Genomic DNA, 14,130 nt, shown 5'->3' on the forward strand with positions numbered 1-14,130 from the left:
TAAGTAGAAGGTATTCGAAGCGATCAGGCGCAGCTTTGCAGCCAGTTGCGCACAGCACCAATCATGCCGGCGTGGTTGCCGGCATTCGCCAGCACGACGCGGCTCATGGTGCGGAAATCGGGTTGCAGACGTGGCAGCAGTGCCGCATCCAGCTCACTCTGGAATTGCGGCCGGTTGGCTATCCCGCCACCAATCACCACCCGCTCGGGGTTCAGCACATAGATGAGATTGGCAATGCCGGCAGCCAGCAGATCCAGCCATTCGCTGACCAGCGCAGCGATCATGACGTCACCGGCATCACGCGCCGCAAAAATCTGCCGGCCATCGAGCTGCTGGCCGGTGCGCACGCTCACCAGATTGACCAGGCCACGCATCGAGGCGTGATCTTCCCAGCAGCGGTTGTCGATGTGCATATACCCCCATTCGCCGGCTGCTGCCTTGTGCCCGCGATACAGCTGGCCATTGATGACGATACCGCCACCGATGCCGGTGCCGATGGCCACGGCCAGATAGTTGCGCACGCCTGCCGCCGCGCCGACCCAGCCTTCGGCCAGCGCCACGCAGTTGACGTCGTTTTCCACCGTGACCGGCAAGCCGAAGTGGCTAGCGAGCCGTTCGCCCAGCGCTATGCCAGCATAACCGGGTATCGCCTCGGCGGCGCCAAGTATCGTTCCGCCCTGCGGCGCAATCAGCCCCAGCGACGAGACGGCGATGCCGATCGGCTGCTGTGCCGGGCGCAGCGACGCCAGTGCCGCAATCATGCGTGCAATCACGGCTTCGGCGCCGTCCTTGCCCTGTGTATCGGCAACATGGGCCTCCAGAACGAGGCCGTCTTCCTGCACGATGCCGTACTTGAGCTGGGTTCCGCCCACGTCCAGAGCCAGCAGCTGGCGCATTACACACACTCCCAGTTGATCGGGGCACACCCTTGCGCCCGCAGATAGTCGTTAGCCGCAGAAAAATGACCGTTTCCCAGAAAACCGCGGTACGCCGACAGGGGCGATGGATGCGCGGATTTCAGCAGCAGATGGCGCTCGGCCGGGATGCGGGACGCCTTTTTCTGCGCATGACTGCCCCACAGCATGAATACCAGATGCGGGAAACGTCCAGCCAGCTGTTCGATCAAACAATCAGTGAATTCTTCCCAGCCGCGTTTTGCATGCGAGGCGGCGCAATCCGCCTCGACCGTCAGCACGGAGTTGAGCAGCAGAACCCCCTGCGCAGCCCAGCCCGCCAGATTGCCATGCTGCGGTGGAGTATGCCCGAGGTCACGGGCGATTTCTTTCCAGATGTTGCGCAATGAGGGCGGCACCGCTACACCATGCGGCACGGAAAAGCTCAGCCCATGCGCTTCACCTGCACCGTGGTAGGGATCCTGCCCCAGAATCACTACCCGGACGGCTTCGGGGGATACAGCGTCCAGTGCAGCAAACCGCAGCGCGGCCGGCGGGTAGATCTGTTTGCCGGCGGCTTCCTCTGCCGCCAGAAATTCCTGCAGAGCCTGCCAGCGCGGGCTTTCGGTAAAGGAATCCAGCAGGGGTTGCCAGTTTGCGGGGATCAGCATGCCTGCTCCTGTTTGTGCTGACGCAAGCACTGCCGGTGCCGGCCGAAGAGAAAACGGGCAAATGCTTCGTCCTGCTCTTCATCGCTGAAAATCAGCCTGGCAGTGACTCGCGAGCGACCATCTGCCAGTGCCAGGCAGGCAGTGATTCTGGCGGCGAATTCGAACTGCGCCGGCAGCGCCGCGGACAACTCGCAGATCACGACCCCCTCGGCCCCCACGACCAGTGCATCCGCCTGGATCCAGGACAACTCCCCCACGGCAAACTCGAGCGCACAGGGTGTCAGCGGCTCGTTGCGCTGGCTTTGCGCCAGCCACAGCAGCAGCACATCCAGCTTGGCCTGCAGCAACCCCTGCGCCGCATCGGGTTCGGCGGGCTGGTCGTAGTCGTGCAGGATCTGCAACAAAGCGCCGGTTTCCCGGGCAGAGCGCCGCACGGGCCTGCCTGACTGCCAGGCGAAGGGCAATTCGGCCTGCCAGAGTGGCGCTGAGGTTTTCTCGTCAGGGTTCATGGCGCGCTGTGGGGCAAAAACCGCGATTGTACCGGCATTTGCTTGAGTTTTTCCGCCAGCGCACTAAGCTCGGCTTATTACTGCCTTCCGGATTACGTCATGCGCTCGCTGATCTGCTCACTTGCCCTGCTGTTCGCAGCCGGCAACACACTCGCCAGCTCGACCTCTCATGCCCCTGCGGCCTCGCACAAGGCCCCTGCCGCGCATGCGAAAACCAAGGCAGCCAGCCATGACAGCAAGGGTAGCCAGCACGATGGACCGGTACACTGGAGCTACGAGGGGGCCGGGGGGCCGGAAAACTGGGCCGGGCTGGATGCGGCCAACGGCTTGTGTGCCAGCGGGCGACAGCAATCCCCCATCGATATTCGCACCACCTATTCGATGGCGCTCGACCCGCTGCAGTTTGACTACAAACCGACCAAACTCAATGTGCTGAACAACGGCCACACCATCCAGCACAATATCGAGCCGGGCAGTTGGCTGCAGGTTGGCAATGACCGCTACCAGCTGCTGCAATTCCATTTTCATACGCCCAGCGAAGAAGCCGTTGGCGGCAAGCGCTATCCGATGGTCGCCCATCTGGTGCACAAGAACGACGCCGGCCAGCTCGCGGTCGTCGCCGTATTCCTGACGCAGGGCACAGTCGACAATCCGCTGTTCAATCAGCTCTGGGCGCGCCTGCCGGACGAGCACCCCATGTCGCTGACGTTCGAAGACCAGAAGTACAACCCTGCCACCATTCTGCCGCGCGATCTGCGTTACTGGACCCTGATGGGGTCGCTGACCACCCCGCCGTGCAGCGAAGGCGTACGCTGGTTGATCCTGAAAACCCCGGTCGCCATTTCCAAAAAGCAGCTCGCGCAGTTCCGCAAGGAATTCAGCATGAATGCGCGCCCCATTCAGCCACTGAATGAGCGGGCGATTCTCGACGCCCAGTAGAAACTGGCTAGCGTCTATGCCTTGCTGCGGCGCTGAGCAAAAAAATCCGACAATTGCGCGGCAGCCTCGCTGGCACAGCAGCCCCCTTCGACATGGGTGTGATGGTTGAGCTGCCGGCTGGTAAACAGATTAACCACACTGCCTGCTGCGCCAGTCTTGGCATCGGCTGCCGCATACACCACCCGCGCGATGCGGGAATGCAGGATGGCGCCGGCGCACATCGGGCACGGCTCCAGCGTCACATACAAGGTACAGCCATCCAGCCGGTAATTGCCCAGGCGAGTGGCAGCGGCACGCAATGCCAGCATTTCGGCATGCGCACTGGGGTCATGCAGGCCGATCGGCTGGTTGTGCGCCACTGCCAGAACTTCCCCTTCTTTCACCAGCACAGCGCCGACCGGCACTTCGCCAGCACTGGCCGCGTCAGCCGCAGCGGCAAGCGCCATGGCCATAAAGGTCTGGTCGGAAATAGAATCAGTCACCTTGATATTCATAGTGAGGTCCGCGCAGCTCTGGTCTGGCCAGTGGCGTGGGCGCAAGTGTTTCCCGCTCCTCGCACCAGATTCCGCCCTCAGGCATCAGGCTTGCATCGATCACGCTAGGGCCAGGGCCTTTTTGCAGGCTTTCCCATCCCCAGCGCTCCGGCCCATGGCAACCTGATGCAAGGCCAATCATTTCATAGCGGGTATGTTTTTCACCCAGTACGACCTCCAGAGTATCCAGCCCCGGCATGTTTTTTTCCAGCAGGACCAGAGCTCCGGGTGGCAAGATGGCCATGTAGCGCAGGCCGTCCCAACCTTGCCAGCGCAGCTTGATTGTTTGCGTGGTCTGATTTTTTACCCGCACTTCCGGTTCAGCCGGCCTGCAGCCGAATAGCAACGACAGCACCAAGAGCAGAGTATATGCCCACACCCTTTTCATGGCATAGGCTAGCCGGCAATACCCAGCATTTCTTCGGCATGCTGGCGCGTGGTTTCAGTGATGGTGACGCCGCCCAGCATCCGGGCAATTTCGTCGATGCGTTCAGCCTGCTTCAGTTCGGTGATGGCGCTGACCACACCGCCGGCGTCGCTGGTCTTGCTCACCTGCAAGTGCTGATGGCCGCAGGCCGCCACCTGAGGCAGATGGGTGATGCACAACACCTGCCGTGCCTCACCCAGCTCGCGCAGGCGTCGCCCCACGATTTCGGCGACCTTGCCGCCGATGCCGACATCCACTTCATCGAAAATCAGCGTCGGTACGGCAGCAAGCCTGCTGGTGACAACCTGCAGTGCCAGCGAAATGCGCGACAGCTCCCCGCCGGAAGCCACTTTCGCCAGCGCCCGCAAGGGGGCGCTGGGGTGGTTGGCCACTTGCAGCTCGACCTGCTCCAAGCCGTAGACTGCTGGCGTATCCAGTGGCAGCAAGGTGATCGCAAAGCGCGATGAACCCAGCGCCAGCTCGGGCAACTGGGCATTCACCGCGGTTTCCAGCGCGATGGCAGCGGCAGCCCGCTGCTGGCTAAGCTGCGTAGCGCAGTCCCGGAATGCGTTTTCTGCTGCGGCCACACGCGCTTGCAGACCCTCCAGCCCGCCAGTGCCACCCAGTTCAGACAGACGTGCCTGCCAGTCCTGCAGTTGCCGGGGCAAATCTTCGGGTGGCAGGCGGAATTTGCGCGCCATGCGGAAGACCGCATCCAGCCGTGCTTCGACTTCGGAGAGCCGCGCCGGATCCAGCTCCAGCCGGTCGGCGTAATGCCGCAGCGCATGCACGGCATCAGCCAATTGTGCTTCGGCGCCTTCCAGCAATCCCAGTGTTTCATTGATTCCGGCATCGTAATCGGCCAGACCGGCAAGCTGGTGCTGCACGCTGGCCAGCCAGCTCTGGCAATTCTCGTCGCCATCCGCCAGCACATTCAGCCCGGACTGCACGCCTTCGATCAGGCTCGCAGCATGATGCAGGCGCTTGTGCTCGGTTTGCAGCTCCGGCCACTCGCCTTCGGCCAGATTGAGCGCCGCAAGTTCATCGATCTGCCATTGCAGACGCTCGCATTCGGCTTCGTAGGCACTCTGGTTGCGTTCGGCCTCCTGCAGCTCACCCAGCAAGCCCTGCCAGTGCCGATAGGCGTCACGAACCTCGCGCGCCAGCGCAGCAGCCTGAGCATAGTCATCCAGCAGTGCCCGCTGTGCGTCAGCGCGCAACAGCGACTGATGCGCATGCTGGCCATGGATGTCGACCAGCAGTTCGCCCAGTGATTTCAGCTGCGCCAGCGTCACCGGCGTGCCATTGATCCACGCGCGGCTCTTGCCGCTACTGTCGATCACTCGCCGCAAGAGCAGCTGCCCATCATCACCCTGCAGGGCTTCCGCCTCGAGCCATGCGGCAATACCGGGCTGGGCATCAGGCGTGAACACGGCATTGAGTTCGGCGCGTTCGGCTCCCTGCCGTACCAGCCCTGCATCGGCACGCTCCCCCAGCAGCAGGCCCAGCGCGTCGATCAGGATGGATTTGCCGGCGCCGGTTTCACCGGTCAGCACGGTCAGGCCGGCGCTGAAACTCAGCTCCAGCTCGCGAACGATGACGAAATCACGCAAATGCAGGGAATGCAGCATGGTCAGGGCAATCCGGAATTGCCGGAGTAAGCCGGCGGGGTCGTCGAAGAAAAATCAGAGCAGCTTCTCGCCCCAGCGCAGTTTGGCGCGGAGCATGTCGTAGTAGTTGTAACCGAGCGGATGCAGGATGGTCAGAGTATTCGGGTAGCGGCGGATAATCACGCGATCCATTTCACGCAGCTCGCTGTCGCTCTGGTTGTCGAAATACACGCGCGCATCCTGGCCGCGGGTGAGCAGGAAGGTCACTTCCGAGGTATCGCTGACCACGATTGGCCGGTTGGACAGCGATTGCGGGCAGATCGGTACGAGCGAAATGGCTGGCACGGTCGGCTGCAGAATGGGGCCACCGGAGGCCAGCGCGTAGGCGGTCGAGCCGGTGGGCGTGGAAACGATCAGACCATCCGAGCGCTGGCTGTAGACAAATTGCTGGTCGATGAAAATCTCGAATTCGATCATCGAGCCGATGGAGCCGCGACTGAACACCACATCATTGAAGGCCAGAGACTGATGGATCTCCTCGGAGCCCCTGATAATGGTTGTATCCAGCAGGATACGCTGCTCAGGTATCGATTCACCGGCCAGAATGCGCGGCACGATGGCTTCCATTTCGTGCAGTGGAATGTCGGTCATGAAGCCCAGCCGCCCCTGATTGATGCCGATCAGCGGGATATTGTGCGGGGCGACCAGCCGCGCCACGGAGAGCATCGTGCCGTCGCCCCCCATCACGACGATGGCGTCGGCGGCTTCGCCGATATCCTGCCGCTGCACCTGTTCGAACTGGGTAATCCCGTGTTCGCTGGCGACCTGGGCCTCCAGCAACACGCGGACGCCACGCCGCTGCAGCAGCGTGCCCAGCTGGCGCAGTGGCTCTCCCAGAGCGGGGGTGGCAAGGCGGCCAACCAGGGCCACCGTTTTGAACAGACTTTCCATGGCTTGTAATCGCAGGTAATTGCCCGCAATTAAACACACAAGACCGGTTAAAATCCAGCCTGACAGGTGCTTGGCAAGCATACTGTCTGCTGTTTTCAGCAAATGATTCGCTGGCAACCGCCGCCGCAACCCACCAAGCCATTGATTTTTAGCTGCTTGTACGCACAGATGACTCTGCCGCGTCGAGCCCGAACCCGCCCGGACTGTCGAGCATTTGCACTGATGAACGAACGCGCCCAACTTCTGCTGCGCACCCTGATCGAGCGCTATGTCGCCGAGGGGCAGCCTGTCGGCTCGAAAACGCTGTCGCAACACGCCGGGCTGGATGTCAGCCCGGCTACCATCCGCAACATCATGGCGGATCTGGAAGACCACGGTTTCATCGCCAGCCCGCATACCTCGGCCGGGCGTATCCCCACTGCACGTGGCTACCGTTTTTTTGTCGATGCCCTGCTGGCAGCCCGCCCGATGGTGCGCGAACAGAACCTGCCCGCCGAGCTGCCCAGCGATACGCCCCAGCACAGCATCGAAGCCGCCTCGCAGCTGCTGTCGCAACTGACCTGCTTTGCCGGGGTCGTACTGACGCCGCGACGGCAGGAGCTGTCATTGCGGCATGTCGAATTCCTGCCCCTATCCGATAAACGTGTCCTGCTGATTCTGGTGACCAGCGACGGCAGCGTGCAGAATCGCATCCTCCACACCGAACGCAATTACAGCGCGGTCGAGCTGCTGGAGGCTGGCAATTTCCTCACCCTGCACGCCAGCGGCAGAACGCTGGCCGAACTGGTCGTGCTGGTGCAGCACGAATTGCTACGGCTGAAAGGTGACATCGTCGCACTGATGAATGCGGCGGTGGAAGTCGGCAGCAGCACGGCTACCGGTGGCGAAACCGTGCTGGTTTCCGGCGAGCTGCAACTTCTTGGCATCAGCGAGCTCTCAGCCAATGTCGGCCGAGTGCGCCAGCTGCTGGAATTGTTCGAGCAGAAAACCGCGCTACTGCAGCTGCTCGATCAGGGCAGCCGCGCCGATGGCGTACAGATCTACATTGGCGGTGAATCCGGACTGGCGCCGCTGGATGAATGCTCGGTCGTGACTGCACCCTACCATGTCGACGGCGCAGTTGTCGGCACGCTGGGCGTGATCGGCCCCACCCGCATGGCCTATGACCGTGTGATTCCGATTGTTGATATTACCGCCCGACTGCTGTCGAGCGCCCTAACCCTGCAAAGCAAACAATGACCCGATTCCTTCGCGCCCTTGGCGCCTCCGCCCTGCTCTTCGCCGCCTCCGCCCACGCTGACGAGGCCATGCTGCAACGCGACGATGTCAAAGCCTATCTGGATGAAATCAGTGCCCAGTACGGTTTCAACCGCAGCGAGCTCGACACGCTGTTCATGCAGGTGACCCCGAAACCGAATATCCTCAATTTCTTCGACCGGCCATCCACCAGCAAGCCCTGGTATGAATTCCGCCCGAATTTCGTCACGCAAGGCCGTGCCATCAGTGGTGCACGTTTCTGGCGCGCCAATGCGGAGCTGGTCGGCAAGATCAGCAAGGCCTATCAGGTCGAGCCGGAAGTCGTCCTGGCCATCCTGAATGTCGAAACCGGCTACGGCAAGAACCAGGGCAGCTTCCGTGTGATCGACGTGCTCTCGACTGTTGCCTTTGATTACCCGCGTCGCGCCGAATATTTCCGGCGCGAGCTGACCGAGTTCCTGCTGCTGGCCCGTGCCGAAGGCTGGGATCCGCTTGGCTTCAAGGGCAGCTACGCCGGCGCGATGGGCTGGCCGCAGTTCATGCCCTCGTCATTTCGCAACTTTGCGCAGGACTGGGACAAGGACGGCCATCACGACATCTGGAACAACCCGGGCGATGCACTGGCCAGCGCAGCCAACTACCTGAAGGAGCATGGCTGGCAACAAGGCAAGCCGGCCTACGCGGCAGTGAATTTCAGCGGTGAGGCCGAGCCGCTGCTCGCAGAAAAATTCAACCTGAAATACACCGTGGCCGAGCTCATGGAAAAAGGCGTCCAGCCGCTGACCGAGCAGGATACCCGTGAAAAAGCCGTGTATTTCGCCCTTGAGACCGCGCCGGGTGAAACCAGCCACTACCTCGGCTACACCAATTTCTACGTGATTACCCGCTACAACAAGAGCACGCTCTACGCGACCGCCGTGCTGCAGCTCGCCGAAGAAATCAAAACGGCTTACCACAGCGGAGCGGATCTGGCCACCGGCAAAAAAACCGGCAAGCCAGCGGCCAAACCGGCAAGCAAAACGGGCAGCAGCAAACAAAAGCTCTGGTAAAGCGGAACATGGGCGCCACCGGCGCCCATACCCAACTATGTATCGATAAAGGTGCCGCGCTGTAAATTAGCCACTCGACGATACCCATAGGCCAACGATAAAACGCACAGCAAATCCAGGCTTGATTCTTGCAGAAACCAGAGCTGGTTAGTGTGGGCGGCCTGTCGCATCAACTTGTTCAGGCCATGACTTGGTTCAGGGATTTGAACTCTTGACTAAAGCCATTGATACAAACTCAGTTTTTCACGTGCCTTAGTAAAATCCAACAACCCCAGCCGCAATTCGAATAGGTGGGTTTCGTTTTTCAGATATACCCCTTTCGACATGGACACCTCGATTTTTTTCAGTGATTGGCGCGGCAACACCACCACTTCGCCAGAACATCCGTAGCCAGCCAAACTGGAAATGATTTCTGAAGGGAGTTGCTCAAGAGAAACAGCGCCAGCAGCTTTTAAACGAGGTTTAGTCATTGTATTTTCAATCAGCATTGCGGCAGCACCCACAATTGCCCCGCCGATAGCACCGCCTAACAGTCCCCCAATAACACCAAGTTGCGAGTGCCCGATAGCTGCGCCCAGTACGCCACCGAAACCGGTCGCAGGGGCAACCCCGCTCTTTCTTGCCAGATAGATTGCATCTTCCGTGAGCAAGACTGCACCTGTAGTTTCAGTGATTTGCAGGAGTTTTGACTTTGCAATCACGTATTTTTTACAAAGTAAAAGAGGCTTTTTCTGCACATCCCCAACGGCACCAGTAGCAACATTGGCGCTGTATTTCGCATAAGCAATTCCACAGGATGGGCACTGCCATTCATGGGCTGCATCTCCGGCCATGCGTGTATAGCTACATTTTGGACAAACAGTATTCATTTGTGAGCCTTTGATTCTCAGTATGTATGGCCATCTCAATCAATGGATGCAGCCTATACCTTCTGTGAATTACAGTACAAAAGCTTGATGTCAGTCGTAGCCGGGTGACAACAACTGCAAGGCAAGAGTCTGGAGCGATTGTCCACTTTACCACAGATGAAAGGCGGCTTTGGCCGATCAACTTTTCCAGGTCTGCCGCTGATGTCCCCGCTCCATCCGCCGCATCGTGCCCAGCGCCAGATAAGGCTGTCACGAGCAATCCGACTCCTCAACCAGTACCCCGCCATGCGATAACCTTGCTGGCAGCAAACGGAACAGATGCGCAATCAAACAGCGGCTTCGCTCACATCCAGCAAAAACTCCCAGATACCCTTGCGCTGGTAGTGCACCAGTAACTCATCGAGCATCGCCAGCACACGGCCGGCATCGGCACAGAAGGCGACATTCGGGTGATAGATCGGCAGGCCTTCAAAGACATTGTGCGCAGTTTCTTCGTCCGGGGTCAGGCGTTTGAAGCGGTCGATGGCAATGCGGATCAGGGTGTTTTCGGTCTGGTGCGCGCCATCCTGGCTGCAATCGGCCAGCAGGCGGAAGCGGTAACCATGCCGCTCGAATTCGGCGCAACGGCCGGCACGGCGCACGGCCAGATAGGTGCGGGCATTGGCCGGCAGTTCTTCCCGGGCCACGTAATCCGCCAACACCGCTTCAGGATCGCGCCCGAACACGGTCGCTTCCACCATGCCGGTTTTGACACGGACAATTCGGAAGCGGAAGAGGACCTCAAGAACGTCGTTCATGACCTGAATATGAAAACACCTGCAGCGAGAGCATACCTGACAGCATCAGGATCTGCTGAAATTACGCTGCAGGCGTTGTATGAACGGCAGTATTTTTACTTCTTGAGCTTCAGTCCTGCCAGTGCGGCAGCCATGGCACCCTGCGGTTCGTTCTGCCGGCTCTGGCTATTCTGCTGGCGACGGACATCGTTGCGGTTGCCGCCGCTCTTGGTGTCGGTTTTCGGAGCCACTTCGTCATTGAGGCGCATGGTCAGTGCGATGCGCTGCCGGGGTACGTCCACCTCGACGACCTTGACCTTTACAACCTGGCCGGCCTTCACCACCTCGCGCGGATCCTTGACGAACTTGTTCGACAGCACGGAGACGTGCACCAGCCCGTCCTGATGCACGCCAATGTCAACAAAGGCACCGAAGTTGGCCACGTTGGTGACGACACCTTCCAGCACCATGCCCGGCTGCAGATCCTTGATGTCGTTCACGCCCTCGGTAAACGTGGCGGTTTTGAACTCCGGGCGTGGGTCACGGCCGGGCTTGTCGAGCTCGGCAAGAATATCCTTCACGGTCGGCAGACCGAAGCGCTCGTCAGTGAATTCAGCGGCGTTCAAACTTTTGAGCGTGGTGCTGTCACCGATGATGGCACGGGCATCTTTCTGTACTTTGGCCAGGATCTTTTCAACCACCGGATAGGCTTCCGGATGCACGGCAGAGGCATCCAATGGATTTTTTCCATGCATGATGCGCAGGAAGCCGGCGGCCTGCTCGAAGGTCTTGTCGCCGAGTCGTGGTACTTTCTTTAGCGCGACGCGATCAGCAAACGCGCCATACTCGTCGCGGTATGCAACGATATTACTTGCCAGCGTTGGATTAAGGCCAGATACCCTTGTCAGCAGGGCTGCAGAAGCGGTATTCACATCCACCCCTACGGCATTCACGCAATCCTCGACGGTGGCATCCAGACTGCGCGCCAGCTGCGTCTGGTTCACGTCATGCTGGTACTGCCCCACACCAATCGACTTCGGGTCGATCTTGACCAGCTCGGCCAACGGATCCTGCAGGCGACGGGCAATCGACACCGCACCACGCAAGCTGACATCCAGATCGGGGAATTCCTTCGCCGCCAGCTCGGATGCCGAATACACCGAAGCACCCGCTTCGGAAACCACAATTTTCTGCAACTTCCCGCCCGCCGCCTTGACCAGTTCACCCGCCAGCTGATCGGTTTCACGGCTGGCCGTGCCGTTGCCGATGGCAACGAGTTCGACCTTGTGCTTCATTACCAGTGCGGCCAGCACGGCCAGCGATTTGTCCCATTCCCGGCGCGGTTCATGCGGGTAGATGGTGGCGGTATCGAGCAACTTGCCGGTGGCATCGACTACGGCCACCTTCACGCCGGTGCGCAGACCCGGATCCAGACCCAGGGTCGCGCGCGGTCCAGCGGGTGCGGCCAGCAGCAGATCTTTCAGATTGGCACCGAACACGCGAATGGCCTCGGCCTCGGCCGCATCCCGCAACTCGCCCAGCAGCTCGGTTTCCAGGCTCACCGACAATTTGGCTCGCCAGGTCAGACGCACGGTGTCGGAGAGCCACTTGTCCGCGGCCCGACCGGCATTTTTCACGCCAACGGCCTCGGCAATCATGATTTCGCAAGGGCTGACCGGCAGCGGCGCTTCCAGCTCCTGCGGCAGCAGCAGCGCCAGGCTCAGCACACCTTCGTTGCGGCCACGCAGCATGGCCAGCATCCGGTGCGAAGGCACGCGCGCCAGCGGCTCGTGGTGATTGAAATAATCGGCAAACTTGGCTCCCTCGGCCTCCTTGCCTTCGATCACGCGGCTGACCAGCTCGGCGCGTTCGCGCAGCGTAGTGCGCAACTTATCCAGCAGCGCGGCGTTTTCGGAAAAGGTTTCGATCAGAATGGCCCTTGCACCATCGAGTGCGGCCTTTTCATCGGCAACCTCGGCATTGAGGAAAGCGGCGGCTTCGGCCTGCGGATCGCGACTCGGGTCAGCCAGCAGCAGGTCGGCCAGCGGCTGCAGGCCGGCCTCGCGGGCGATCTGCGCCTTGGTTCGGCGCTTGGGCTTGTAAGGCAGATACAGGTCTTCGAGGCGCTGCTTGTTGTCGGCGGTTTTGAGATCGAATTCCAGCGCGGGCGTCAGCTTGCCCTGCTCCGCCACGCTGGCCAGAATCGTCGTCCTGCGGTCTTCCAGCTCGCGCAGATACACCAGACGCTCGGCCAGATTGCGCAGCTGCGTGTCATCGAGCCCGCCCGTCACTTCCTTGCGGTAGCGTGCAATAAACGGCACGGTTGCGCCTTCGTCGAGCAGACCGACTGCGGCGTTGATCTGAGCCTCGCGGCAGCTGAGTTCCTGGGCGAGACGCTGGGCAATCGAGGGCAGCATGGCAATCCTGTTGCAAACACAAAGAGCGCGATTGTAGCCGAGCTGCCGGCGATCACAAATGCTATGGGGTCCATCAGGCCACACGCGCTTCGGTAGCGGGATCAAACAGCACCGCCTTACGCAGATCAGGCTGCAGATGGCATGACTCACCCGCTTGGGGTGCATGCCGCGGGTGCACCCGTGCGATGATGTCCTTGCCGTTGATCTGGCTGAACAGCATAGTATCCGGCCCGGTGGGCTCGGTGATGCACACCTTGCAGCTCAGTCCGTCTGCGGCACTGACCAGATCGAACTGCTCCGGACGCAAGCCCAGCGTCAGCGCCTGCCCCAGACGTTCGCGCAGCTGCAACTTGTCCGGCAGCGGCCAGAACCTCGCATCACCATCGCCTTGCAGTACCACCCCGATTTCTCCCTCGCGTTCGGCCACATGCACGGGAATGAAATTCATCGAGGGCGAGCCGATAAATCCCGCGACAAACTGATTGGCTGGCGAATCATAAATTTCCTGCGGGCTGCCGAACTGCTGAATCACGCCGTCCTTCATGACAGCAATACGATCACCAAGCGTCATGGCTTCGATCTGATCGTGGGTCACGTAGACCACCGTCGTTTTCAGGCGCTGGTGCAGCTGCTTGATTTCGGCACGCATCTCGACCCGCAGCTTGGCATCCAGGTTGGAGAGCGGTTCGTCAAACAGGAATAGTTTGGGATTGCGCGCCAGCGCACGCCCCATGGCCACCCGCTGGCGCTGGCCACCGGAAAGCTCGCCGGGCTTGCGCTTGAGCAGATGGTCGATCTGCAGCATTTTGGCAACCCGGGCAATGGTTTCATCCTGCTCGGCCTTGGGCACCTTGCGGGTTTCCAGACCAAACGCAATGTTCTGCCGCACGTTCATGGTGGGGTACAGTGCGTAGCTCTGGAACACCATGGCAATATCGCGATCCTTGGGCGCGACGTGATTCACCAGCCGGTCGCCGATATGAACCTCACCGCTACTGGGGCCCTCCAGGCCCGCGATGATGTTCATCAGCGTGGATTTGCCACAGCCCGAGGGACCCACCAGAATCAGAAACTGGCCTGCGTCGATGTCGATATTGATGCCCTTCAGGATCTGGGTTTCGCCGAAGGTCTTGGTAATGTTGCGGATGGACAGTGCACCCATGTTTGCTCCCCGGACGGGCTGCCGTCAGGCGGCAGCTGTCAGTCATTGATCCGGCAGCAGCCGGCCT

General features: G+C 60.6%; 14 protein-coding genes. 3 read left to right on the forward strand and 11 right to left on the reverse strand.

From position 1 onward, the window contains the following. Positions 1–23 precede the first annotated feature (23 nt). The 3 genes from INR99_RS09005 to INR99_RS09015 are packed head-to-tail and all read right to left on the reverse strand — an operon-like array spanning position 24 to position 2,073. Positions 24–896 (reverse strand): ROK family protein, encoded by an 873-nt coding sequence (locus tag INR99_RS09005; protein ID WP_194116009.1) that lies wholly within the window; start codon positions 894–896, stop codon positions 24–26. Then, complete coding sequence (locus INR99_RS09010; RefSeq protein WP_194116010.1) at positions 896–1,564, reverse strand: uracil-DNA glycosylase; 669 nt, start codon at positions 1,562–1,564, stop codon at positions 896–898. Before INR99_RS09010 ends, INR99_RS09005 begins: the two co-directional genes overlap by 1 nt. Then, positions 1,558–2,073 carry a hypothetical protein gene (locus INR99_RS09015; RefSeq protein ID WP_194116011.1) on the reverse strand — a complete coding sequence of 172 codons (516 nt, stop codon included), beginning with the start codon at positions 2,071–2,073 and terminating at the stop codon, positions 1,558–1,560. The genes INR99_RS09010 and INR99_RS09015 overlap by 7 nt, the downstream gene beginning before the upstream one ends. Positions 2,074–2,172: 99 nt before the next feature. Here INR99_RS09015 and INR99_RS09020 point away from each other — a divergent pair, with 99 nt between their 5' ends. After that, a complete protein-coding gene (locus tag INR99_RS09020; protein WP_194116012.1) occupies positions 2,173–3,012 on the forward strand; it encodes a carbonic anhydrase in 840 nt (279 codons plus the stop codon). Positions 3,013–3,026: 14 nt separating this feature from the next. Here the strand turns inward: INR99_RS09020 and tadA are convergent, their stop codons facing one another. The 4 genes from tadA to INR99_RS09040 are packed head-to-tail and all read right to left on the reverse strand — an operon-like array spanning position 3,027 to position 6,533. Further along, positions 3,027–3,506: a tRNA adenosine(34) deaminase TadA gene (gene tadA / locus INR99_RS09025; RefSeq protein WP_194116013.1), complete on the reverse strand. Its 480-nt coding sequence runs from the start codon at positions 3,504–3,506 to the stop codon at positions 3,027–3,029. Beyond that, a complete protein-coding gene (locus tag INR99_RS09030) occupies positions 3,487–3,933 on the reverse strand; it encodes a hypothetical protein (RefSeq protein ID WP_194116014.1) in 447 nt (148 codons plus the stop codon). Before INR99_RS09030 ends, tadA begins: the two co-directional genes overlap by 20 nt. A gap of 8 nt (positions 3,934–3,941) precedes the next feature. After that, a complete protein-coding gene (gene recN, locus INR99_RS09035; protein ID WP_194116015.1) occupies positions 3,942–5,603 on the reverse strand; it encodes a DNA repair protein RecN in 1,662 nt (553 codons plus the stop codon). Positions 5,604–5,657: 54 nt separating this feature from the next. Continuing rightward, a complete protein-coding gene (locus tag INR99_RS09040; RefSeq protein WP_194116016.1) occupies positions 5,658–6,533 on the reverse strand; it encodes an NAD kinase in 876 nt (291 codons plus the stop codon). Positions 6,534–6,755: 222 nt separating this feature from the next. Between INR99_RS09040 and hrcA the strand changes: the two genes are divergently transcribed. Continuing rightward, on the forward strand, positions 6,756–7,772 hold the full coding sequence (gene hrcA, locus INR99_RS09045; RefSeq protein WP_308431468.1) for a heat-inducible transcriptional repressor HrcA: 1,017 nt from the start codon (positions 6,756–6,758) through the stop codon (positions 7,770–7,772). Beyond that, a complete protein-coding gene (mltB, locus tag INR99_RS09050) occupies positions 7,769–8,839 on the forward strand; it encodes a lytic murein transglycosylase B (protein WP_194116017.1) in 1,071 nt (356 codons plus the stop codon). Before hrcA ends, mltB begins: the two co-directional genes overlap by 4 nt. A gap of 215 nt (positions 8,840–9,054) precedes the next feature. Here mltB and INR99_RS09055 read toward each other — a convergent pair whose 3' ends face one another. The 4 genes from INR99_RS09055 to INR99_RS09070 form a co-directional block, all read right to left on the reverse strand. Further along, complete coding sequence (locus INR99_RS09055; RefSeq protein WP_194116018.1) at positions 9,055–9,708, reverse strand: hypothetical protein; 654 nt, start codon at positions 9,706–9,708, stop codon at positions 9,055–9,057. Between the two features lie 326 nt (positions 9,709–10,034). Continuing rightward, positions 10,035–10,505: a hypothetical protein gene (locus INR99_RS09060; RefSeq protein ID WP_194116019.1), complete on the reverse strand. Its 471-nt coding sequence runs from the start codon at positions 10,503–10,505 to the stop codon at positions 10,035–10,037. 95 nt (positions 10,506–10,600) lie between these two features. Continuing rightward, entirely contained in the window at positions 10,601–12,901 is a 2,301-nt protein-coding gene (locus INR99_RS09065) for a Tex family protein (protein WP_194116020.1), read from the reverse strand. A gap of 73 nt (positions 12,902–12,974) precedes the next feature. After that, positions 12,975–14,063, reverse strand: coding sequence for an ABC transporter ATP-binding protein (locus INR99_RS09070; RefSeq protein ID WP_194116021.1), 1,089 nt, complete (start codon positions 14,061–14,063; stop codon positions 12,975–12,977). Positions 14,064–14,130 lie beyond the last annotated feature (67 nt).

The sequence above is a fragment of the Chitinilyticum piscinae genome (assembly GCF_015223195.1).
GTDB classification, from domain to species: domain Bacteria; phylum Pseudomonadota; class Gammaproteobacteria; order Burkholderiales; family Chitinibacteraceae; genus Chitinilyticum; species Chitinilyticum piscinae.

Excerpts from the sequence above, each read along its gene's own strand:
- INR99_RS09040 (WP_194116016.1), bottom strand. The coding sequence starts at position 6,533 with ATGGAAAGTCTGTTCAAAACGGTGGCCCTGGTTGGCCGCCTTGCCACC.
- INR99_RS09055 (WP_194116018.1), bottom strand. The coding sequence starts at position 9,708 with ATGAATACTGTTTGTCCAAAATGTAGCTATACACGCATGGCCGGAGAT.
- mltB (WP_194116017.1), top strand. The coding sequence starts at position 7,769 with ATGACCCGATTCCTTCGCGCCCTTGGCGCCTCCGCCCTGCTCTTCGCC.
- INR99_RS09030 (WP_194116014.1), bottom strand. The coding sequence starts at position 3,933 with ATGAAAAGGGTGTGGGCATATACTCTGCTCTTGGTGCTGTCGTTGCTA.
- INR99_RS09015 (WP_194116011.1), bottom strand. The coding sequence starts at position 2,073 with ATGAACCCTGACGAGAAAACCTCAGCGCCACTCTGGCAGGCCGAATTG.
- INR99_RS09065 (WP_194116020.1), bottom strand. The coding sequence starts at position 12,901 with ATGCTGCCCTCGATTGCCCAGCGTCTCGCCCAGGAACTCAGCTGCCGC.
- INR99_RS09005 (WP_194116009.1), bottom strand. The coding sequence starts at position 896 with ATGCGCCAGCTGCTGGCTCTGGACGTGGGCGGAACCCAGCTCAAGTAC.
- INR99_RS09020 (WP_194116012.1), top strand. The coding sequence starts at position 2,173 with ATGCGCTCGCTGATCTGCTCACTTGCCCTGCTGTTCGCAGCCGGCAAC.
- hrcA (WP_308431468.1), top strand. The coding sequence starts at position 6,756 with ATGAACGAACGCGCCCAACTTCTGCTGCGCACCCTGATCGAGCGCTAT.
- INR99_RS09060 (WP_194116019.1), bottom strand. The coding sequence starts at position 10,505 with ATGAACGACGTTCTTGAGGTCCTCTTCCGCTTCCGAATTGTCCGTGTC.
- tadA (WP_194116013.1), bottom strand. The coding sequence starts at position 3,506 with ATGAATATCAAGGTGACTGATTCTATTTCCGACCAGACCTTTATGGCC.
- INR99_RS09070 (WP_194116021.1), bottom strand. The coding sequence starts at position 14,063 with ATGGGTGCACTGTCCATCCGCAACATTACCAAGACCTTCGGCGAAACC.
- INR99_RS09010 (WP_194116010.1), bottom strand. The coding sequence starts at position 1,564 with ATGCTGATCCCCGCAAACTGGCAACCCCTGCTGGATTCCTTTACCGAA.
- recN (WP_194116015.1), bottom strand. The coding sequence starts at position 5,603 with ATGCTGCATTCCCTGCATTTGCGTGATTTCGTCATCGTTCGCGAGCTG.